A 20,162-nucleotide genomic window follows, 5' to 3' on the forward strand; every position below is an offset into this window, starting at 1 on the left:
TTGCCTTAACCTTGCCCAATCAGGCGAACACGTTTGACTCCAGAGATGTCCTCCAAGCCCTCCAGTAGAACACCCAACTCTTCACTGAGTCTGGACATTTCTACCGAGATAACTACGTTGGCTCTGCCTTGCAGTGGAATGCTTTGCTGGATCGTCAGCACATTGCCTCCGAAATCAGCCACTCTGCCAAGCACCCTGGACAACATTCCGGATTGATGTTCTAAATCAATAGAGATATTGACAATTCGCTCACGCTCCAGCTGGTTAACCAAATGTATGCCATCCTTATATTTATAAAAGGCGCTTCGGCTTAACCCAACTTGCTCCACGGCATCATGCACGGTTTTAACATCTCCTGAAGCCAGCAGCAGTTTCACCTGTATGGTCTTAACAATAGCTTCAGGCAAAATATCTTCCCGTACCAAGTAATAGCGCTCTTTCAAGAACGTCCTCTCCTCAAAGACTTATGTTTTTGTATAGAGGACATTATATCGAAACTCATGAAAATCGGCAAGCTAACAATGCAAAAAACGGCTACTGCCTTCTATAGAGTTTCCTATAGTACAGTAACCGTTCAGGTTTTAGACCTTTATTTGATTTTTAGTAGTAGCTGCTGCCTTCAACAAATTCGAACTCGAAATCAGCAATGCGTACAGATGTACCATCTTTGGCGCCACGCTTGCGTAACTCAGCATCCACACCCATGTGGCGTAACGTTCTTGCTAATTTCAAAATGGCATCATGCGAGTTCAACTGCATGCGCTTCATCATGCGCTCAATTTTAGGGCTCTGCACCACGAATGTGTCGTTTTCACGTACAATTGTAAAGCCATCGTCTTCTGCTGTATCCAGCTTAAATACCTTACGTTCATTGACTTCTGCTACTTCCTCAACAACTGGCTCGTCCGGTATTTGATCCAGCAAATCAGCAGCACGGTAGAGTAGTTCCTTCACACCTTGACGTGTCAGTGAGGAAATAGGCATGATTTCAAGATCAGGACGTATAGAAGCAATCTGCTCTTTGAAGTGAGCCAAGTTTTCTTCAGCTTCTGGCATATCCATTTTATTGGCCGCCACAATTTGCGGACGCTCAGCCAATGCTGCATTATATTGCTTCAATTCGTCGTTAATTTTAGTCCAATCTTCAAACGGGTCACGTCCTTCGGAGCCCGCCATATCCACGACATGGATAATAATACGCGTCCGCTCAATGTGCCGCAGAAATTCATGTCCCAGCCCAATACCTTCATGAGCTCCTTCAATCAAACCAGGCAAATCCGCCATCACAAAATTACGATGATCACCCACATCCACAACGCCCAAATTCGGAGTAATCGTTGTAAAGTGGTAGGCCCCAATTTTCGGTTTTGCGGAAGATACAACCGACAACAAGGTAGACTTCCCAACACTAGGGAACCCGACCAAGCCTACGTCAGCCATTACTTTTAACTCAAGCGTGATATAACGTTCTTGTCCCTCTGCGCCGTTCTCAGCCAACTCAGGCGCTGGATTACTCGGCGTAGCAAAACGGATGTTTCCGCGTCCTCCGCGTCCTCCTTTAGCTACGACGACTTGTTGACCATGACGTGTCATATCTGCTACTACTTCACCAGTATCATCATCTATGATGACCGTTCCCGGTGGTATACGTACGATCATGTGCTCCGCATTGGCTCCGTGTTGACTTTTGTTGCGACCTTTTACTCCACGCTGGGCTTTAAAATGACGTTGGTACCGAAAATCCATCAAGGTACGCAAACCCTCATCTACACGGAAAATTACGTCACCACCGTTCCCTCCGTCACCACCACCTGGGCCACCTTCAGGAACGTATTTCTCACGGCGAAACGCAATTAATCCGTCTCCACCGTCACCGCCTTTAACAAAAATCTTCGCTTTATCTACAAACATGGTTACACCTTCCTTATGTCTGGCACTGCATCCGAATTTGAAGCATTTCGCCCGTAGGAAGCTTCTCTGTTCGAATGCGTTTACTTCCGGGTACGGATCTGACCTGCTTTAGGATATTCAAATCCGCAGGTATGTCACTTCCTTCAAAACGGACGATAACATCATTCTGATCCATACCGAAAAAAAGTGTCAATCTGCGCACTTCTCCCCAGGACGACCGGCCCCCGCCATATTGATACGCACGCACCGTTTCTATGACGGCCGAGGCAAGCGACTCGCCGTCTTCGGGAGACATGACAGCGTCTAACTTTAACTGCTCCTCAACCTGTACCGACAACTGTAAATTACCGGCGTTCACGCGAAAAGACTGCAAATAAAACACCAGTGAGGGAATACCCAACTTAGATATTTTACTGTCTTCCGCTACGCGCCCTTTTATTGTTTCCACATAAGCAACAGATTTATCATGCTTATTCATACGAATATATCCATAAAGCACCTGCAAGTCATTCATCCAGTCATGCCGATGATGGTTAAGCATTGAAATCGCTGTACGTTCAAAAGAACGCAAAGCAGCTTTCCGTTCATACTCAACCTGTCTTTGCGTATACCACATACCAAAGCATGCAGCAACTACAGACCATACTGCTAATAAGATAATCGTTAATACTTTAGGATAGAGCAGTGAAAAAACCAAAGGAATCAGAATGGAACCCAACGCCAGATAAGGCGCTCTTATCCGCTGGAACATGGCTTCTCTCCGTTCTGCGAAATTAAATGGATTATTAAAGAACCTTAATCCAGTATAGCACAGACTAACTTTCCAGTTCATTACCATCATGCAAAAAAGCCTCCGACAAAAGTGCCGGAGGCTTTTCAGCGTGTCTAAGCCGCTATTAAGCTTCTACAGTAGCTGCTACTGGAGCAACGTCGATCGGGTAGATGCTCACCTTTTTGCGATCACGGCCCCAACGTTCGAACTTCACAACGCCGTCCACTTTCGCGAACAGAGTGTCGTCCTTACCGATGCCCACGTTCGTGCCCGGGTGAATTTTCGTTCCGCGTTGACGAACCAGGATGCTACCGCCGGTAACTGCTTGACCGTCAGCACGTTTCACTCCAAGACGTTTCGATTTACTGTCACGTCCGTTCTTTGTGGAACCTACACCTTTTTTCGATGCGAATAATTGAAGATCCAATGTCAATTTCAACATGATGTCTACCTCCTTCTTTGATTATTTTCTATTTGAATATACTTACCGTATGATTCAGCAATACTTGTCAGCATAATCACCATGGACTCCAGCAACAGTTGAACCTGTGCGTTCGCATCATGATAACTTTCAGGAGAAAGATACGCGCTTAAAAAGCCGTTTTCCATTTCCGTTTCCATCTCAACGTCCGTAAGAGCTCCAATCGAATTGACAGTTCCTACTGTTACCGCCGAAACGCCAGCACATACGATATCCTCGCCAGATTTAGCGAAATTTGCATGTCCTTTAACGGAAAACCCCTGTATGCTGCCATCCTCCAGTCGTGTAATACGCACGATAATCACTTATCGCACCCTCTTACGCTTGGATTTTTTCAATCGTCACTTTCGTGTACGGTTGACGATGACCTTGCTTCACATGGTAGTTCTTTTTAGGTTTGTATTTGTATACGATGACCTTTTGACCTTGACCATGCTTCTCAACTTTAGCTGTTACAGAAGCTCCAGAAAGAAGCGGTGTACCTGCTGTCAAGCCATTGTCGCCGGACACTGCCAGAACACGATCGAACGTTACAGTTTCACCATCATTAGCTTCCAACTTCTCGATGAACAATACGTCGCCCTCTTGAACTTTGTATTGCTTACCACCTGTTTCGATAATTGCGTACATTTGCTTGCACCTCCTTATGTCTCAGACTCGCCTAATAGCAGGTGGCAGATTCCCTTAGGATACTGCACTTCAGTACCTGATTGGAGCGGTTACAGCATGTGCAGCCAATCTTACGCATCACACATACTAAATGATTGTAGCACAAGCTTTGTACACATTCAACCTTTAGTTTTAAAATGATTTTTGGTTACGCATCGCTCTACACGAGCGTCTTTTCCTCACGCACTTTTTTGCGGGTCATTTCCAGCAAACCTAACCGCGTCCAACCGACAACATAAGATTTGGTCCGATCCTTCTTCAATCTTGCTTCCAGCACAGAGGATACTTCCCGACGGTTCTCCTCTTGTTCCATGTCAATAAAATCAATGATGATGATACCACCAATATCACGCACACGTACCAGGCGGGCAATCTCTTCAGCTGCTTCAATGTTAGTCCGGGTCACCGTTTCTTCCAGATTACTGCCTCCCGTAAACTTCCCGGTATTCACATCAATGACGGTTAATGCCTCCGTATGATCAATGACAATGTATCCGCCGCCCTGCAGCCATACCTTTCGCGCAAAATCGCGTTCCAGCTGCTCATGAACGCCATAAGCTTTGAAAATTGTTTCTTCTGGACCACGAAATATACTTACATGAGCTTTCGCAGGACCAATCTGTTGTAGCATTATTTCTGCATCCTTTGCTTGCTCTTCACTGTCAATGACCAGTTCATCCTGTTCAGGTGTAAACACATCCCGAATCAACCGCTGAACAATACTTAAATCCCGGTGTAATTCGCACGGAGCCGAGTGTTCACCAGCTTTACGCTGAATAACCACCCACTGCTTACGCAGTTGATTTAAATCATTTTCAATCGCCTCTATACTCATGTCCTCCGAAACGGTACGGATTATGAGTCCTTCCTCACTTGTGCGTAGCTGCTCTCCCATTGCTTTCAAACGGGTACGTTCGCCCTCACGTTCGATCTTCTTAGATACGGCCACATAATCAGCACGGGGCATATATACGATCCAGCGACCCGGAAGTGAAAAATGAGTGGTGACCCTGGCTCCTTTACTACCAACAGCCTCTTTTAATACCTGCACTACAATTTCCTGCCCTACCTTTAACACTTCAGAAATGGATGGCTTTACCTCCGGCTGCTTGTCCAAATGAGCATGAAGTACGTCATCTACATACAAAAAGGCATTCTTTCGCTGTCCAATGTCAACAAAGGCGGCTTGCATACCTGGTAGCACATTGACCACCCTCGCTTTGAAAAAAGAACCTAGAATTCCCCGTTTTCGCGGTAGTTCAGCCGCATATTCAACCAATCGTCCCTCTTCCAACAGCGCCATTTGGGTCATCTGCTGCTGGCATTGTACAATCATTTGCTTCATGGTTTTTCAACCTCTCTGGATACAGCCTCTTCCTTAACTCATAAAACATTATTTGGGCTTGGGTTCTCCACCATCTGGCGGGCGTGTCGCAAAATAAGAGCGAATAAGACGTTGCTCCGGCAGTACGGCTACAATCCGTCCCTGTTCATTCATAACATAAACCATATGATACCGATCTCTTCTGAAAAGACGCAAAATATGCTCCAAATGTTTCACTGGCAGGGATACAATAGGTAAGGAAATACTTCCCTTAGCTACTTCGCGGTAAAAAAGCTCGTCCCTCCCCAGCAAAAACCGTATAAAACGGTAAGGGATATTCCGATAATCCACAATATTAGAATAAAGCAAAAAAATCCCTACCGCCAGCAGATTTAAATGGATAGGTCCATTTTGCCTTAACAACGGCGAAATACCATATATACAAAATAGCAAACTCGTTAAGATACTGGCTCTAAAAGTCCACACTAATGTGCGGTGATAAGAACAAGATAAGCTAATCAGTGCCTGCAATATTTTCCCACCGTCAAGTGGTAAAATGGGCAGCAAATTAAACAGTGCAATAACTGCATTCCCCTGAATGATATAATTTACATAATCATACTCCAGCCCACTCACATTTCTGAACCACAAAAGGATGATGATCATGATTCCGTTTTGTAGGGGCCCCGCTAGCGCAATGACAATCTCCTTCCACGCATTGAGCTTCCCCTGATCCTCAATGACCGCCACTCCTCCAAAGGGTAACATCTGTATGGAAAGCACCCGCGCACCCAACAACGAAGCAGCTGTCGCATGGCCTAGCTCATGAATAAACACCAATGTAAATAAAGTTATGATCTCGATAAAATGTCCCGTTAATATAGAGGTCAGCATAACCAATACAAACAGTGGATGTAGTGATAAGGTCACCCCTCGGACATTAATCAAGGGCTACCACTTCCGACGGGTCAATGTATTGCTCCCCTCTCTGAACTGCCAAAAACAAAGTTGCCGCCTCGCTGCCGCTGTGACTTGCTGGCAGTACACCGATCTCATCTCCCTCCTGAACCCAGTCGTTCACTTTTAAGGTAGAGCGGGAAAGCCTTCCGTAAGTTGCTGTGATACCGCCAGTGTGTCGAATTGTAATCGAAATCCCGCTTTTGGGATGATTTAATATGTCTAATACTCGACCTGCATCTATACTTTTAACAGCGATTGCCCCGTTATCGGTAACATTCGGCGTAATTTCTACCCCTTTAAGGCTCAGTACAAAAGGCTGTGTTATATTGCCTTCAATCGGTGGAGAGCCCTTTCGACTTGCGTCTACCTTGTGCGTTTCATGCTCCTCGCCAAAAATCGGCAAAAAGGAAGGTGCTCCGTCAAAATAAGTTTCATACCATTGTCCGACGGCTGCAAAATCCATATCCTTATTCAAGGCATCCGCAATAAACATTCTCAAATTCACTGCATAGGGAATATCCCAACGAAACATTCCCCATACCATTCCAAATAACACCGTTGCTATGACTGATCTTCGCCAAAAGGAAGTCCAAAAAGACGGACCACGATTCGTCCCAAAAGATTGCTGCCAGCGTTGCCGCTCATTTTTCCACTCAGTTTCTGGGTCTCTGGGCGAGTTGGCACTGACTATAGGCATCGACTTCATATCTTTATCCCCGTGCCTGTTCTGATATATGCCAGAGGGATACGTCTCCGCTTTGCTTCCCGCGATTAGCTGCTGTATACGTTCTTCTCTGCGCTGCTTGATTCCGGAATTTTTATTCATCCTGTTCAGCCCCCTCAGCGAGGTATGTTTGATACATCTTATGAGGACGGGCTTCAACTTATGTTGTCCGGTTCGGGATTACGCACCTAAAAATCAAAAAAACCGGCGCTAGCGCACCGGATATGTTTTGTATTTATGATATTTATGTAGTGACTCTAAATTTTGAGAAACCGTATTATAGGAACTTAAAAAGATAAACCAAAAACACTTAAATAAGATTATCACTTATTTAAGTGTCTAATATTACAAATGAATACGACTACAGTTCCTACCTTAGAACCAATGGAAAATTATGTAGGAAGTGTGGAAGCAATTTACCAGCCATAACTTCCTGTTTTCCTCATCCACCCATACCAAAAAACTTCTTAAAGCGTGTCATCACGCTTTTCTTTTGGTCCAGCTGCATGAGGGGCACTGTATCGCCTAAGATTCGTCTCGCAATGTTACGATAAGCAATCGCGGCCTGTGAATCTGGATTCATAACGGTAGGCTCCCCTGTATTAGCGGCTTTAATTACCATTTCATCATCCGGCACAATCCCAATAAGGTCTATGCTAAGCACTTGTAAAATCCCATCAATATCCAACATATCTCCGGATTTAACCATGCTATTGCGAATGCGGTTAACCACCAACTTGGGTGATACCACATGTGAGCTTTCCAGTAAACCAATTACCCGGTCTGCATCGCGTACGGCTGCATTTTCCGGGGTGGTCACAACAATGGCCTGATCGGCCCCGGCAATGGCATTTTTAAAGCCCTGTTCAATACCCGCAGGGCAGTCGATCAATATATATTCAAAATCCTTTTTAAGCTCCAAAATAATATCCTTAACCTGCTCCGGCGTAACAGCACTCTTGTCCTTGGTTTGAGCGGCTGGCAGCATATACAGCTCCTCAAAACGCTTGTCCTTAACCAGTGCCTGATTTAAACGGCAACGACCTTCCGCTACATCAACAAGGTCATAAATAATCCGGTTTTCTAGACCCATCACAACGTCTAGATTACGCAAACCGATATCCGTATCCACCAAACATACCTTTTTGCCGAGCAGTGCAAGTGCTGTTCCTATATTGGCTGACGTCGTCGTTTTGCCGACGCCGCCTTTTCCTGAAGTGACGACGATAGCCTCTCCCATGTGCTACACCCCTTTGAACACGTTAAAATCGCGGCCCAGACGCACAATATTGCTCATTTTATCTATTTGCATAGCGCCATCCTTGAGATACGCAAATTCCATACCGGATTCACGTGTCTCCCATTCGTCTGGTGGACGGCTGATCATTTCGGAAATTCGCAGCTGTGTCGGTGCAAAATAGGAAGCCGCAATAATCGCTTCACTATTCCCCTCCATCCCTGCATGCGCCATGCCTCGCAAAGCGCCGAGGACATAAATATCACCAGTACATGTTATAATTCCGCCCGGGTTTACATCTCCCAAAAAGAGTAGGTTCCCATTGTGATGAAGCACTTGACCAGAACGGATAATCCCTGTCACCGTGTGAATAGGGGGCTTTCCCTGCACTTCCACAGGCAGTCCAGGTGATTCTACAGACCTGATGAGCAGATTCCCCTTTTGCTTCAAGATCTCCAGAATACTTTCCTTCTGTTCCTCTGTCACTTCTCGGCTTCCCAGCTTAATATCCACATGAATGATCGGGCCTGTTAAAATATTTTGATGACTGTGCTCCAGCTTAAAACGCAGCTCACCTAGCAAATCCTCAAACTCGCATTGATCGTCCAGCAGGAATACCAGGCCATCTTTGATGCCTTTAATCGTGACATGATTCGATTTCACCGCCATTAGCCTGTCCCTCCTATCTCAATCATTTCGTCCCCGGGACGTCAAATCCCTGCTAACCCGGACAAAATGTGTGTAAAAAGACCTAGACGGCCTCTTCCTTTTTCACACGGGTACCCAAACGCTGCAATTGCTTGCGAACCGGGACATAAATGATGAGGGCGAACAGAAAATGGATAAATAAATCAGGAATCATATACTGAGCAAGTGCCCAATTGAAAGTCTGATGATTCAGCTGGAACAGCTGATCAATAGCAAAAAGCATAGAATCCAGCAGGAAACTACCAATCAACACGGCTGCCATCATAATAGGCATCGGCGCACGTCGAGCTGTAAAAACAAGCCCCAATAAGTATGCAGACAACCCCATTGCAAAAGAGTAAGGCCCAATGATAAACCCGTAGAACACTACATCATGAATAAGTCCAAAAACAATACCTAGCACCAATGCTGTATGACGACTGTAATACACAGACACAAACAAGATCACGACATATACAAAATTCGGAACCATTCTTGAATGCCAACTATCCGGAAGAAGCCACGGAAGAATCGTCCCTTCAGCTATAAACAGTACAAACAGCAGCAGTATTAGAACCTGACCGCGCATCTTCATTATTCCGGTACCTCAGGAGTATAAAGGATGAGCAGTTCTTTCCAATCCACAAAGCTGGCTGCCGGTTTAATAATCGCTGTCCGTGTTTTGCCAAATTCCCCAACCTGAATCTTCTCTACCGTTCCAATCATTAGGTTTTTGCGGAATTTCCCACCTGCACCAGATGTAATAATCTGATCGCCCTTTGCGATTGGGTCTTTTTCTTCAATGCGAGTCATTTGAAATCTGTTCGTACCCGGATCATAGCTTTCAATCATACCAAACGATTGATTCTCCTTGCCCAAGACTGTCGCTGCAATGGCATAAGAATTCGGATTTTTAGGATCCAATGTAGTCAACAACGTAACGGTGGACGTAAAATTCCCCGTACGACTAATGACTCCTACAAATCCTTCAAGCGAACTGACTTCCTGACCAACCTTCGCTCCGTCCTTCTCACCAATATCGATCACAAGCGTTTTGGAATCATTGCTGACGCTGTTCACTTGAGCAACACGATAATCATAATTATTTTTCGCCTTTTGCGTTTGGGTGAACTTCAGTTCATTCTGCAGTCTGGCATTTGTTTCAACATAATTATGGGTCTGAATCTGGTCACGAGTCAGCTTTGCCACAGCAATTTTTAATCGTTCATTTTCTTCGTAGATGCTGCGCATATTTCCGATATCTTCAAAGAAGCCCGCTATTGCTGAAGCGGGCCTGTAAAAGATACCTTGCACAAAGCCAATTGAATCTCTGGCGAACTTCTCGGGCCAGGTTAAGGAATTTCTCTGTCCAAGTGTAATCCCCATAAGGGCAATAAACAGAACGATTCCGATCAATAGAACAAATAGTCTTTTATTGCCAAACAGCTTAAACAGTTCCTACACCCCCGATTCAACGTTTGGAACGGACGGCAGAACTGCTGCGCGATTTGAACAAATGAATATTTTCCAGCGCTCTGCCTGTACCGATTGCCACACAATCCAGAGGATTTTCTGCTACGATCACCGGCATTCCGGTTTCACCTGCCAACAGCTTGTCCAGATTACGCAGAAGTGCTCCACCACCCGTCAGTACGATTCCTCTATCCATGATGTCCGCTGCCAACTCGGGAGGGCATTTTTCCAGTGTTACTTTGACCGCATCCACGATTGCATTGACTGTATCCGATAATGCTTCGCTAATTTCATCAGAAGTAATCGTAATCGTCTTCGGCAAACCTGTTACCAGATCACGTCCGCGGATTTCCGAGGTTTCCACTTGCTCTAATGGCATAGCTGAGCCAACTTCCATTTTCAGTTGCTCTGAAGTCCGTTCACCAATCATCAGATTGTATTGACGCTTTACGTATTGGATGATGGACTCGTCCATTTCATCACCTGCCACACGCACGGAGCGGCTTGTTACAATCCCGCCCAGGGAGATGACTGCCACCTCGGTTGTACCACCACCGATATCGACAACCATACTTCCTGTTGGCTCCCATACAGGAAGATCAGCGCCAATTGCTGCTGCAAACGGCTCCTCTATCGTATATGCTTCTCTTGCACCTGCTTGCTTCGTCGCATCTTCAACAGCACGCTGCTCCACTGCAGTAATGCCTGAAGGCACACAAACCATCACGTTCGGATGACGTGGAAACAAAGAGCGTTGGGCTTGCGCCTGACGGATAAAATATTTGATCATCGTTGCTGTTGTATCAAAATCAGCAATGACACCGTCCTTCATCGGACGAATCGCACGGATATTTCCCGGTGTGCGACCGATCATTTTTTTCGCAGATTCACCAACAGCCTCAATGGTTTTTGTATCTGTACGCAAAGCAACTACAGATGGTTCACGAACCACAATTCCTTTACCTCTTACGTATACAAGCGTGTTTGCCGTCCCCAAATCTATTCCCAAATCTTTTGTAAAGCCACCCAGCATGATGTAATCTCCTTTTCTCTTCCCTGAAATCTGTTATCCATGTATAAACGGTTTATTCAGGCCGGATTATCCGGTCGTGTTTAAATGTTTGATTTAAATATTATATTATATCAGACCTTGTTCCTTCAAACTTACAAAGGTCCCGTCCCCGATCACAATATGATCAAGCACGTCGATACCCACGATGTTGCCCGCTTCCATCAGGCGGCGAGTCAACTGAACATCCTCCGGGCTTGGCTTCGGATCACCGCTCGGATGGTTATGAGCGCAAATTATTGAAGCACTGCTGCATTTGATTGCTGCCCGAAATACTTCACGAGGATGCACGATGGCAGAATTCAGGCTACCCATAGATAGTGTTTCCTGAGCAATGACATGATTTTTAGTATTAAGGAACAAGCATACAAAATGCTCTTTCTGCAAATAACGAAGCTGCTCAAACAGCAGATCTGCCACATCCCGCGGGCAACTAATCACCGGGGTCTCCAAATGGCGAGACAATGCTAATCGACGCCCCAGTTCGATACCCGCTTTTAGCTGTATCGCTTTAGCATCCCCAATGCCCTTAATCTGGGTCAACTCGCTCAAGCTCATATCCACCAGTTGACGCAAATTTCCTGCCTGCTGCAAAATACGCTGCGCTAAATGCACCGAAGACTCATTTTGCGTTCCTGTACGCAGCAGTATTGCCAGCAACTCCGCGTTGCTTAAGGCATCCGCCCCATATGTCATCATGCGCTCTCTTGGTCGTTCTTCATGGGGGAGGTCGCGAAGCATCAGTATTGGCGACTCCAGCATATGTTTATCCCCTTTATGGACGCAACACATTCACTCCAAAATCGGACAGCATGTCCGACAGCAAGGAAAGCGGCAATCCTACGACGTTAAAATAACAACCCTGAATAGATTCCACCAGCGTAGCACCCATGCCTTGAATGCCATACGCTCCTGCTTTATCAGACGGTTCACCAGTATTCACGTATGCCACAATTTGCTCTTGACTCAGAGGCTTCATTGTAACCTCCGTTTGGCGATGTCTGACAAGCATTTCGCCGGTTCCGGTATGTATGCAGGCTACCCCGGTGTACACACGGTGTGTTCTTCCCTGCAATGCAGTCAGCATGCGAACCGCGTCCGCATGGTCGGCAGGCTTGCCCAGTACCGAACCATCCAGCACGACAATGGTATCACTGCCAATCACCAGTCCGGCTTCCTTCGACTGAGTGGCGGTGTTCACGACCGCTTCGGCTTTGCGTGCCGCAAGGGTCTCCACGATTTGCTGAGGCGTCCAGCTCTCAGGCGTGCTCTCATCCGCATGACTCGGCACCACCTCAAAGGGGAGTCTCAAAAATGCGAGCAATTCCTTCCTTCTTGGTGAAGTCGATGCCAGAATAATGCGGGGCGTAATTTTCCCGTCCATAAGGGAAGCTCCTTTTCATCAGTTAGAGCCTGCGGTACAGCCAGAACGCGGCAATGATGCCGATCAGACTAAGCAGGCTCAATTCAAAATTTATCGTTATGTTGTAGCTGATAATATCCAGGTCCGCTCTCGGCGACCAAGATATCCTAGTGGGGTGGGTCAGAAAGGAAAGGAATTTGATCGATTGAAGGGCTTTGGCAATCCATGCACCCAAGAGCCAACCGAGCAACAAAAACAGTATAAGCATTCCTACATTTTTTTTCATCCTGATCTTCCCTCGCCATTTTTTGACACCTTCATTATTATACGGTGATTTGTACTGCAATACAAACAGAAATCCGGCATGGGGAACTATTTCCAGTTCCTTGCCGGAAAATATGGCTAGTCTATTGTTTTATGAATTGGATAAATTCCTTCTCACGCAAAACATATTCCATCATGGAGGACTGAATCTCCCAAATGTGTTCCTTGGCTGTATTCTTATTATATTCCCCAAGTGCAGAGATCGCGCTGTTCATCGCCTTTTCAAGTGAGGTTGCGGAAGCAACCGCTTCCTTTGGAAGACCGGTAGGAAGTGCAGTGATATTTTGTGTCCACTGCTGATGCAGGTCGTTCAGCTCCTTCATGTCGGAGGCTGGCACCGTATTCGCACCTCCTTCTCCCAGCAAGGTTGAGGAAAGTCCGCTCAACTTACCCACCAATGAACTACTTAACTGAAAAAAGCCAGTGAGTTTATCGCCTTCGCCTCCGTAAGCCGCTTTTTCGAATCCAGGCAATTCAAGCTCACGAACATACAATTCGACTCCTTGTGTTTTCAACTGATTGCTGAGTAACTTAGCTTGCTCCCTATCCGGTGATATTCCTGCATATACCCGGTTTTGGTCCTCGGTATCCCCTCCTGCTGCAATGCCTGCCTTCAACAGTTCTTCTTTTGCTTGTAAGGCCCGTTCTGGAGTGCTGAAAACCCCATATTGCAGCAAATAGTAGGTTTGTGGAGGTACCTGAGCCTCTATGACAGTGACAGGGACAGAATTCTCTTTTGCAGATATTGCATCCACACCAACGGATTCTTTAAAGACCGGTACAGCCTCCTCTACTGAGGGATCTGCTCCCGGGACCATGCCTCCTCCGTTAAACAGTAACAACATAATATATCCAAACATCCCCCCGGTCACCAGTGCGCTGGCTACAGAACCAACCAGTTTCCATCTAGAAGGGTGGGGCGGACGTTTTCTGTACTCTTGGCCAGAATGATAAGCTTCCTCATTCTCTTCTAGGCTATCTGGTAGAACGTCCACATCTGACCAAGAAGCCGCCGAACGGCCAAAGGGGTCATCCCATCCCTCTTGTACTCTTAATGTCGGAGCAAAGTGCCGACTTGAAATACGTTTATTCAGATCCTCAGGCTCATTGAGCTCGGTTTCTTGCGTAGTTACAGCATTTTTATTCATTCCTCTAATCGTTTCACGCTGTTCGTTCGTAATCGACTCGTTTTTGTACGGAAGCACCTGTAGCTTATCCTCCCGGCTTGTCTCCGGCAACTGTTGGTCGAACCGGAATGTCATCTTGGTCTTGTTCATGGATGCACTCCCTCCTTGTCCCATACTTCCTCATAGTCTGTTGTATGAGTCAAGCTAAGAATATATGCCCCAGCATTACAAAAAAAGGTATCCCGAAACACAATCGTGTTCGGAATACCCTTGAATAAATGTAATTCATTGGCGTAACAGCTCTTTTTTATACGTATTACACTTGCTGTCCGCGAAGATGGCGCGCTAACGCGTCACCTGCTTTCCAGATATCTCCCGCTCCCATCGTCAGCACAAGATCACCCGGCTGTAATCGATCTTTCAACTCCTCGATCACGGCTTCTTTGGTCGGCAAATAGATTGCATTAGCATTGCTGTTTTGGACGATTAAATCCACGAGCTTGGAAGAATGCACGCCTTCAATCTGTTTTTCTCCCGCTGGTGAATAAATATCGGTAATGATGACTTCACTAGCCTCGCTAAACGCGCGGCTAAACGCATCGAGCAGGAAAAAGGTGCGGCTATAGCGTTGCGGCTGGAATACAGCAATAATACGCTTGCCAGTCGCTCTCGCTGCGCTAATCGTAGCCTCAATCTCTGTTGGGTGATGCGCATAGTCATCAATAATCAGTATGTCATTGCTTTCACCTAGTACTTGAAAACGACGCTTCGCTCCGTGAAATTCTACAATAGTAGCAGCGATTTGATCGAATGGAATCCCTGCTTCCAAACAGGATATCACAGTAGCCATCGCATTATACATGTTATGTTTACCCGGCACTGATAGTTCGATCGTTCCGAGTGCTGTTCCTTTACGGCTCATAGTGAAGCTTAATCGACGGTCACCTAATTGGATATCTGTCGCCATATAATCCGCTTCATGCTGCACTCCATAAGTAATGACCCGAGTCTGGAGCTGAGGCAACATTTCCCGGATGTTCTGATCATCTGCACATACAATAGCCGCCCCATCCGGTCGAATTTGACTCAAAAACTGTACATAGGCACTTTTCAGACGATTAAAGTCGCCATCGTAATTTTCCAAATGATCCGCTTCAATATTGGTTACAATGCCTTGCCAAGGATGATATTGCAGGAAAGAACCATCACTCTCATCCGCCTCAGCAACGACAAACTCGCTTTTACCTGCTTTGGCATTCGTCCCCAAATTCGTGATTTCGCCGCCAATAATATACGTTGGATCAACGTTACATCTTTCCATAACCAGAGCGATCATGGAAGAGGTTGTCGTTTTACCGTGCGCACCCGCAACAGCTATTCCCTTACGTTCGTTAAGCAAGCGAGCCAGCATCTGCGAACGATGCAGAGTTGGAATATTCAATTCCTCCGCTGCCACCCGCTCCACATTGTCACGTGACAATGCTGTTGAATAGACGACGATATCCGCGCCTGCAATATGCTCAGGTGTGTGTCCAATATATATTTTTGCGCCTTTTGCCGCCAGTTTTTCTGTCAGCTCCTGTGATGCCACATCTGAGCCAGTCACGGTATAACCCATCTCCAGCATGACCCGAGCAATCGCGCTCATCCCGTAGCCGCCGATACCGATAAAATGAACATGTTCCGAAGTAATCAACAAATTTCACCAACCTTTTTCCGAATCGGTTTGATACATAAGGGTAGCCCGTACATCCGCAATAAGGTACAGCGTGCCGGACACCACCCCCAGATCTTCCGCTTCCGTATGTGACTGAAGCAGGCCAAGAGCCTTTTTCCAGTCACCTTCTACAATTATTTTTAAATCCGTTTTGGCATAAGACGGCCGCAGCTTCTCCACGAGATGAGCCAATTCAGCGGCATTCATTTTGCGGCGAAAATCGGGCTCGGTCAGGATAAGCGTATCCACTAGTGGCAGTATATGCTGCAAGTATGCTTCATGATGCTTGTTTGACAGCATTCCCATCATTAAAACCAATTTTTTGTACGAATACACTTGAGGAAGACTCTTGGCCAGCGTCTGTGCTCCTTCTGGATTATGAGCTCCATCAAGGACAATCCTCGGCGAGGTACTGACTTGTTCGAGACGCCCTGCCCAGGCAGTTTGCCTAAAACCCTCCAGCAATTCTGCATCATCCAACACAAAAGCCATATACTGACGTAGGACCTCAAGTGCCATCATAGCTCCTGCCGCATTAGAACATTGGTGCTCGCCTAACAACGTGATGTCAATTTCCATATGTCGGAAGGGCCCCGCGAATGAAAAGGTCTGAGCTGTTTCATCCCCATTTAGCCGTTCATACGTAAACTGTTCTCCTGCCAGGTACAAGGTAGCTCCTTGCTTTGTCGCCGTTTCACGTATGACCTGAATAGCCTCGGGTTGGGAAACACAACTGACGACAGGTACACCCGGTTTGATGATACCGGCCTTTTCCCTTGCAATCTGTTCGAGCGTATCTCCCAAAATATCCGTATGGTCATAGCCGACATTCGTAATAACTGAGACGATTGGATTCACGATATTAGTTACATCCATCCTTCCCCCGAGACCTGTCTCCCATACCACAACATCTGGGAAAGATACCGTAGCATAGTATAAAATAGCCAATGCTGTCGATACCTCAAACATCGTAGGTGATCCCAATTCACTATCTGCGATTTCTTTCACCAACGGATACAAGCGATTGGCAAGCAAAACCAGCGTTTCATCGGGAATATCGGTCCCATTAAATTGAAAACGGTTCGTAAATCGGCTGATGTACGGAGACGTAAAAGTTCCGACATCGTACCCACATTTCAGTAGCACAGAGGTCAGAAAGGCACAAGTTGAGCCTTTACCGTTGGTTCCCGCAATATGCACAAATTTCAGATGTCGTTGCGGATCACCCAATTTACTCATTAGCTGTTCAATTCGTTCCAATCCAGGTCTGATACCAAACGGAATCAAGCCGTTAATCCATTCCACTGCTTCATCATAGCTTTGTAAAGGAGCCGTGTCTCCGCCCCTGATCGTATCTGACATCCTCTTCACCTTCAGGTCATTTTATTGTGAGTGAAATTATCCCTTGAGTTCTTCAATACGTGCGATAACTTTAGCGCGCTTATCTGAGTAATCGGCTTGCTTGGCCTTCTCTTCGTCGATTACTTTAGCTGGTGCCTTCGCCACAAAGCCTTGGTTAGATAACTTTTTCTCCACGCGCTCCACTTCACTGTTCAAATGCTGAAGTTCTTTTTCCAGTCTGCTAATTTCCTGGGCAATATCAAGCAGTCCGGCCAGCGGCAGGTAAAGCTCTGCGCCGCTAACTATAGATGTCATCGCTTTATCTGGAACGGTGAATTCTAATCCCGCGTCGAATTCAGACGTATTACAGAATCTACGTACATATTCCCCATTGCGGTTAATGATATCGAGAACGGCTTGATCACCGGGTTTTATGAGTAATTCAATTTTTTTACTCATCGGCACGTTGACTTCAGCACGGATATTGCGCACAGCGCGAATTACGTCGATCAGCAAATTCATTTCTGCAACTGCATCCTTATCCTCAAAAGAAGGATCATAAACAGGCCAAGCGGCCAGTGTAATCGTCTCTCCCTCATGCGGAAGATGCTGCCATATTTCCTCAGAGATAAACGGCATGAACGGATGAATCATGCGCAGTGTCCGATCCAATACATATGCAAGTACGGACTGCGTTTTCTTTTTCGCCTCTGCATTTTCGCCATATAGGGAAAGCTTCGCAAACTCGATGTACCAGTCGCACAAATCATCCCAAATAAAGTTATACAGAAGGCGGCCTGTCTCGCCAAATTCATAAGCATCTATTAGACGCGTGATGTCGCGTGAAGTTTCGTTTAGACGATGCAAAATCCAACGATCAGCAGTGCTTAAGTCACCAGTAATGTCTATATCTGCCGAAGTGACGCCTTCCAGATTCATCAGCGCAAAGCGTGACGCATTCCAAATTTTATTGGCAAAGTTACGGGCCTGCTCTACCCGCTCCCAGCGGAAACGAAGGTCTTGCCCAGGCGTGCTACTGGTGGAAATCATATAACGCATGGCATCGGTACCATATTGGTCAATCACGTCGAGCGGATCAACACCGTTGCCGAGGGATTTGGACATTTTTCTACCGTCCGCATCACGAACCAACCCGTGCATAAGTACGTCCTTGAACGGAATCTCTTCCGTAAACTCCAACGCGGTAAAAATCATACGCGATACCCAGAAATAAATAATGTCATAGCCTGTAACCAAGACATTAGTCGGATAGTAGCGTTTGAGGTCCTCTGTCTGCTCAGGCCAGCCCAGTGTCGAAAACGGCCACAAAGCCGAGCTGAACCAAGTATCCAGCACATCCTCATCCTGTTTTAGCTTTCTGCCAGCATACTCAGGCAAAGTTGTAGGGTCCTCCGCCGATACAATAACTTCTCCGGTCTCTTCATCGTACCAAGCCGGAATACGGTGTCCCCACCATAATTGACGGGAAATACACCAGTCACGCACATTTTCAATCCAATGCAGATAAGTACGTTCAAAGCGATCCGGTACAAAGTTTACCCCGTTGCCAGCCTTCTGCACTTCAATCGCTTTAGCTGCCAGAGGCTTCATTTCCACAAACCATTGTGTGGACAGATAAGGTTCAACAACTACACCTGTACGTTCGCTGTGGCCTACTTGGTGTACGTGCTCTTCAATACGAATCAGTACGCCCTGCTCTTTCAGATCAGCGACGATTTGCTTACGGCAATCGCTACGATCAAGACCCTGATATTTGCCTGCTTCGGCATTCATCGTTCCCGTTTCGTCCATCACCGTAATTTGTGGCAGCTGGTGACGTTGTCCCATTTCAAAGTCATTCGGGTCGTGAGCCGGTGTAATTTTAACCGCGCCGCTACCGAAATCTTTATCAACATAATCATCCGCAATGACCGGAATTTCCCGTCCGATGATTGGGAGCACAAGTGTTTTGCCGATCATTTGCTTGTAGCGTTCATCTTCCGGGTGTACAGCTACAGCTGTATCGCCCAGCATCGTTTCAGGACGTGTAGTGGCTACCGTAATAAATCCGCTACCGTCTTTCAGTGGATATTGCAGGTGATACAGATTTCCGTTCACCTCTTTGTATTCCACCTCAATGTCCGATAATGCAGTACGTGCAGCAGGGTCCCAGTTAATGATGCGTTTACCGCGATAAATCAGACCTTTCTTGTACAGTTTAACGAATACCTCACGTACCGCTTGGGACAGTCCCTCATCCAGCGTAAAACGCTCACGAGAATAATCGAGAGAAAAGCCCATCTTTTCCCATTGGTTATGGATATTATCTAGATAAAGATCCTTCCACTCCCACACTTTCTCCAAAAACTTCTCGCGGCCCAAATCATAACGTGTCAGGCCTTCTTCACGCAGCTTTTGCTCTACCTTTGTTTGGGTAGCAATACCCGCATGGTCTGCCCCTGGTAGCCACAAGGCATCATACCCCTGCATCCGCTTAGCGCGAATAATAATATCCTGCAAAGTAAAGTCAAGAGCATGTCCAATATGCAACATACCTGTAACATTCGGTGGTGGAATAACGATTGTAAAAGGCTCTGCCTCTGGATGTTGTCCAGCGCGGAAATAGCCCTTCTCCATCCACGTTTTGTACCATTTTTGTTCTGCTGATTTTGGATCGTACGTTGTTGGCATTTCCAAGGTTGTCTTGTTGTCTTGTTCTGACATATCAGGATACCTCCATGATTTTTCAATTGGCAAATAAAAAAAGCCTTTCATCCTCAAAGGACGAAAGGCTGTTCTCTCGCGGTACCACCTTTGTTTCACCCCTTGTGTATGTATCCACTGATCCATTACACATGGTGTGACACTTTATGCAGATAACGGTTGCGGACCGGCCTTATTCTACCGTGAGCCTCTTATCTTCCGTAGGAATTAAATGAGGAACCGTTCAAACAGGCGACTCCCGGGTGACTTCGGCCAGTAG

21 protein-coding genes and 2 other annotated features (1 of these 23 only partly in view) are annotated in these 20,162 nt (G+C 46.3%); all 21 genes read right to left on the reverse strand.

What is annotated here, in order from left to right; all coding sequences use genetic code 11:
* Nucleotides 1-5: 5 nt before the first annotated feature.
* Nucleotides 6-443: an ACT domain-containing protein gene (locus tag AOU00_RS06455; protein WP_013311587.1), complete on the reverse strand. Its 438-nt coding sequence runs from the start codon at nt 441-443 to the stop codon at nt 6-8.
* Nucleotides 444-600: 157 nt separating this feature from the next.
* A complete protein-coding gene (obgE, locus tag AOU00_RS06460) occupies nt 601-1,911 on the reverse strand; it encodes a GTPase ObgE (RefSeq protein WP_061828806.1) in 1,311 nt (436 codons plus the stop codon).
* Nucleotides 1,912-1,924: 13 nt separating this feature from the next.
* Nucleotides 1,925-2,662, reverse strand: a complete 738-nt coding sequence (locus tag AOU00_RS06465; RefSeq protein ID WP_061828886.1) for a Spo0B domain-containing protein — start codon at nt 2,660-2,662, stop codon at nt 1,925-1,927.
* A 145-nt stretch (nt 2,663-2,807) separates the two neighbouring features.
* Nucleotides 2,808-3,125: a 50S ribosomal protein L27 gene (rpmA, locus tag AOU00_RS06470; protein WP_039272574.1), complete on the reverse strand. Its 318-nt coding sequence runs from the start codon at nt 3,123-3,125 to the stop codon at nt 2,808-2,810.
* A 5-nt stretch (nt 3,126-3,130) separates the two neighbouring features.
* The gene (locus tag AOU00_RS06475; protein WP_013311591.1) at nt 3,131-3,469 is read right to left on the reverse strand and encodes a ribosomal-processing cysteine protease Prp; all 339 of its coding nucleotides are present in this window, start codon (nt 3,467-3,469) and stop codon (nt 3,131-3,133) included.
* Nucleotides 3,470-3,482: 13 nt separating this feature from the next.
* Entirely contained in the window at nt 3,483-3,794 is a 312-nt protein-coding gene (gene rplU / locus AOU00_RS06480; RefSeq protein WP_013311592.1) for a 50S ribosomal protein L21, read from the reverse strand.
* A 13-nt stretch (nt 3,795-3,807) separates the two neighbouring features.
* Nucleotides 3,808-3,895: a sequence feature (ribosomal protein L21 leader region), on the reverse strand.
* Nucleotides 3,896-3,993: 98 nt separating this feature from the next.
* Nucleotides 3,994-5,178, reverse strand: a complete 1,185-nt coding sequence (locus tag AOU00_RS06485) for an Rne/Rng family ribonuclease (RefSeq protein ID WP_069290209.1) — start codon at nt 5,176-5,178, stop codon at nt 3,994-3,996.
* A 48-nt stretch (nt 5,179-5,226) separates the two neighbouring features.
* Nucleotides 5,227-6,105, reverse strand: a complete 879-nt coding sequence (locus AOU00_RS06490) for a M50 family metallopeptidase (protein WP_069290210.1) — start codon at nt 6,103-6,105, stop codon at nt 5,227-5,229.
* On the reverse strand, nt 6,098-6,943 hold the full coding sequence (locus tag AOU00_RS06495; RefSeq protein ID WP_069290211.1) for a peptidoglycan DD-metalloendopeptidase family protein: 846 nt from the start codon (nt 6,941-6,943) through the stop codon (nt 6,098-6,100). The genes AOU00_RS06490 and AOU00_RS06495 overlap by 8 nt, the downstream gene beginning before the upstream one ends.
* A gap of 340 nt (nt 6,944-7,283) precedes the next feature.
* Complete coding sequence (gene minD / locus AOU00_RS06500; RefSeq protein WP_061828810.1) at nt 7,284-8,081, reverse strand: septum site-determining protein MinD; 798 nt, start codon at nt 8,079-8,081, stop codon at nt 7,284-7,286.
* A gap of 3 nt (nt 8,082-8,084) precedes the next feature.
* The gene (minC, locus tag AOU00_RS06505) at nt 8,085-8,747 is read right to left on the reverse strand and encodes a septum site-determining protein MinC (protein WP_013311597.1); all 663 of its coding nucleotides are present in this window, start codon (nt 8,745-8,747) and stop codon (nt 8,085-8,087) included.
* An 82-nt stretch (nt 8,748-8,829) separates the two neighbouring features.
* Nucleotides 8,830-9,360 (reverse strand): rod shape-determining protein MreD, encoded by a 531-nt coding sequence (gene mreD, locus AOU00_RS06510; RefSeq protein ID WP_069290212.1) that lies wholly within the window; start codon nt 9,358-9,360, stop codon nt 8,830-8,832.
* A complete protein-coding gene (gene mreC, locus AOU00_RS06515; protein WP_043882320.1) occupies nt 9,360-10,181 on the reverse strand; it encodes a rod shape-determining protein MreC in 822 nt (273 codons plus the stop codon). The genes mreD and mreC overlap by 1 nt, the downstream gene beginning before the upstream one ends.
* Nucleotides 10,182-10,236: 55 nt before the next feature.
* Nucleotides 10,237-11,271: a rod shape-determining protein gene (locus tag AOU00_RS06520; protein ID WP_013311600.1), complete on the reverse strand. Its 1,035-nt coding sequence runs from the start codon at nt 11,269-11,271 to the stop codon at nt 10,237-10,239.
* A gap of 105 nt (nt 11,272-11,376) precedes the next feature.
* Nucleotides 11,377-12,069: a RadC family protein gene (radC, locus tag AOU00_RS06525; protein ID WP_025722728.1), complete on the reverse strand. Its 693-nt coding sequence runs from the start codon at nt 12,067-12,069 to the stop codon at nt 11,377-11,379.
* A gap of 13 nt (nt 12,070-12,082) precedes the next feature.
* Nucleotides 12,083-12,691, reverse strand: coding sequence for a Maf family protein (locus tag AOU00_RS06530; RefSeq protein WP_061828812.1), 609 nt, complete (start codon nt 12,689-12,691; stop codon nt 12,083-12,085).
* A 22-nt stretch (nt 12,692-12,713) separates the two neighbouring features.
* Nucleotides 12,714-12,956 (reverse strand): DUF4321 domain-containing protein, encoded by a 243-nt coding sequence (locus tag AOU00_RS25675; protein WP_023989955.1) that lies wholly within the window; start codon nt 12,954-12,956, stop codon nt 12,714-12,716.
* A 121-nt stretch (nt 12,957-13,077) separates the two neighbouring features.
* Nucleotides 13,078-14,271, reverse strand: coding sequence for an SPOR domain-containing protein (locus tag AOU00_RS06540; RefSeq protein WP_069290214.1), 1,194 nt, complete (start codon nt 14,269-14,271; stop codon nt 13,078-13,080).
* A 166-nt stretch (nt 14,272-14,437) separates the two neighbouring features.
* Nucleotides 14,438-15,817, reverse strand: a complete 1,380-nt coding sequence (gene murC, locus AOU00_RS06545; RefSeq protein ID WP_069292014.1) for a UDP-N-acetylmuramate--L-alanine ligase — start codon at nt 15,815-15,817, stop codon at nt 14,438-14,440.
* 6 nt (nt 15,818-15,823) lie between these two features.
* Nucleotides 15,824-17,200: a bifunctional folylpolyglutamate synthase/dihydrofolate synthase gene (locus AOU00_RS06550; protein ID WP_069290215.1), complete on the reverse strand. Its 1,377-nt coding sequence runs from the start codon at nt 17,198-17,200 to the stop codon at nt 15,824-15,826.
* A gap of 36 nt (nt 17,201-17,236) precedes the next feature.
* Nucleotides 17,237-19,903 (reverse strand): valine--tRNA ligase, encoded by a 2,667-nt coding sequence (locus AOU00_RS06555; RefSeq protein ID WP_069290216.1) that lies wholly within the window; start codon nt 19,901-19,903, stop codon nt 17,237-17,239.
* A gap of 53 nt (nt 19,904-19,956) precedes the next feature.
* Nucleotides 19,957-20,162, reverse strand: a binding site (T-box leader); it runs 79 nt beyond the window's last position.

It is taken from the genome of Paenibacillus polymyxa, from assembly GCF_001719045.1.
Classification (GTDB): domain Bacteria; phylum Bacillota; class Bacilli; order Paenibacillales; family Paenibacillaceae; genus Paenibacillus; species Paenibacillus polymyxa_B.

Bases quoted from the DNA above. Each gene is read 5' to 3' on its own strand.
- AOU00_RS06465 (WP_061828886.1), bottom strand. From the start codon at position 2,662: ATGTTCCAGCGGATAAGAGCGCCTTATCTGGCGTTGGGTTCCATTCTG.
- AOU00_RS25675 (WP_023989955.1), bottom strand. From the start codon at position 12,956: ATGAAAAAAAATGTAGGAATGCTTATACTGTTTTTGTTGCTCGGTTGG.
- rpmA (WP_039272574.1), bottom strand. From the start codon at position 3,125: ATGTTGAAATTGACATTGGATCTTCAATTATTCGCATCGAAAAAAGGT.
- minD (WP_061828810.1), bottom strand. From the start codon at position 8,081: ATGGGAGAGGCTATCGTCGTCACTTCAGGAAAAGGCGGCGTCGGCAAA.
- mreD (WP_069290212.1), bottom strand. From the start codon at position 9,360: ATGAAGATGCGCGGTCAGGTTCTAATACTGCTGCTGTTTGTACTGTTT.
- obgE (WP_061828806.1), bottom strand. From the start codon at position 1,911: ATGTTTGTAGATAAAGCGAAGATTTTTGTTAAAGGCGGTGACGGTGGA.
- AOU00_RS06530 (WP_061828812.1), bottom strand. From the start codon at position 12,691: ATGGACGGGAAAATTACGCCCCGCATTATTCTGGCATCGACTTCACCA.
- minC (WP_013311597.1), bottom strand. From the start codon at position 8,747: ATGGCGGTGAAATCGAATCATGTCACGATTAAAGGCATCAAAGATGGC.
- radC (WP_025722728.1), bottom strand. From the start codon at position 12,069: ATGCTGGAGTCGCCAATACTGATGCTTCGCGACCTCCCCCATGAAGAA.
- AOU00_RS06495 (WP_069290211.1), bottom strand. From the start codon at position 6,943: ATGAATAAAAATTCCGGAATCAAGCAGCGCAGAGAAGAACGTATACAG.
- rplU (WP_013311592.1), bottom strand. From the start codon at position 3,794: ATGTACGCAATTATCGAAACAGGTGGTAAGCAATACAAAGTTCAAGAG.
- AOU00_RS06550 (WP_069290215.1), bottom strand. From the start codon at position 17,200: ATGTCAGATACGATCAGGGGCGGAGACACGGCTCCTTTACAAAGCTAT.
- AOU00_RS06540 (WP_069290214.1), bottom strand. From the start codon at position 14,271: ATGAACAAGACCAAGATGACATTCCGGTTCGACCAACAGTTGCCGGAG.
- AOU00_RS06485 (WP_069290209.1), bottom strand. From the start codon at position 5,178: ATGAAGCAAATGATTGTACAATGCCAGCAGCAGATGACCCAAATGGCG.
- AOU00_RS06555 (WP_069290216.1), bottom strand. From the start codon at position 19,903: ATGTCAGAACAAGACAACAAGACAACCTTGGAAATGCCAACAACGTAC.
- AOU00_RS06520 (WP_013311600.1), bottom strand. From the start codon at position 11,271: ATGCTGGGTGGCTTTACAAAAGATTTGGGAATAGATTTGGGGACGGCA.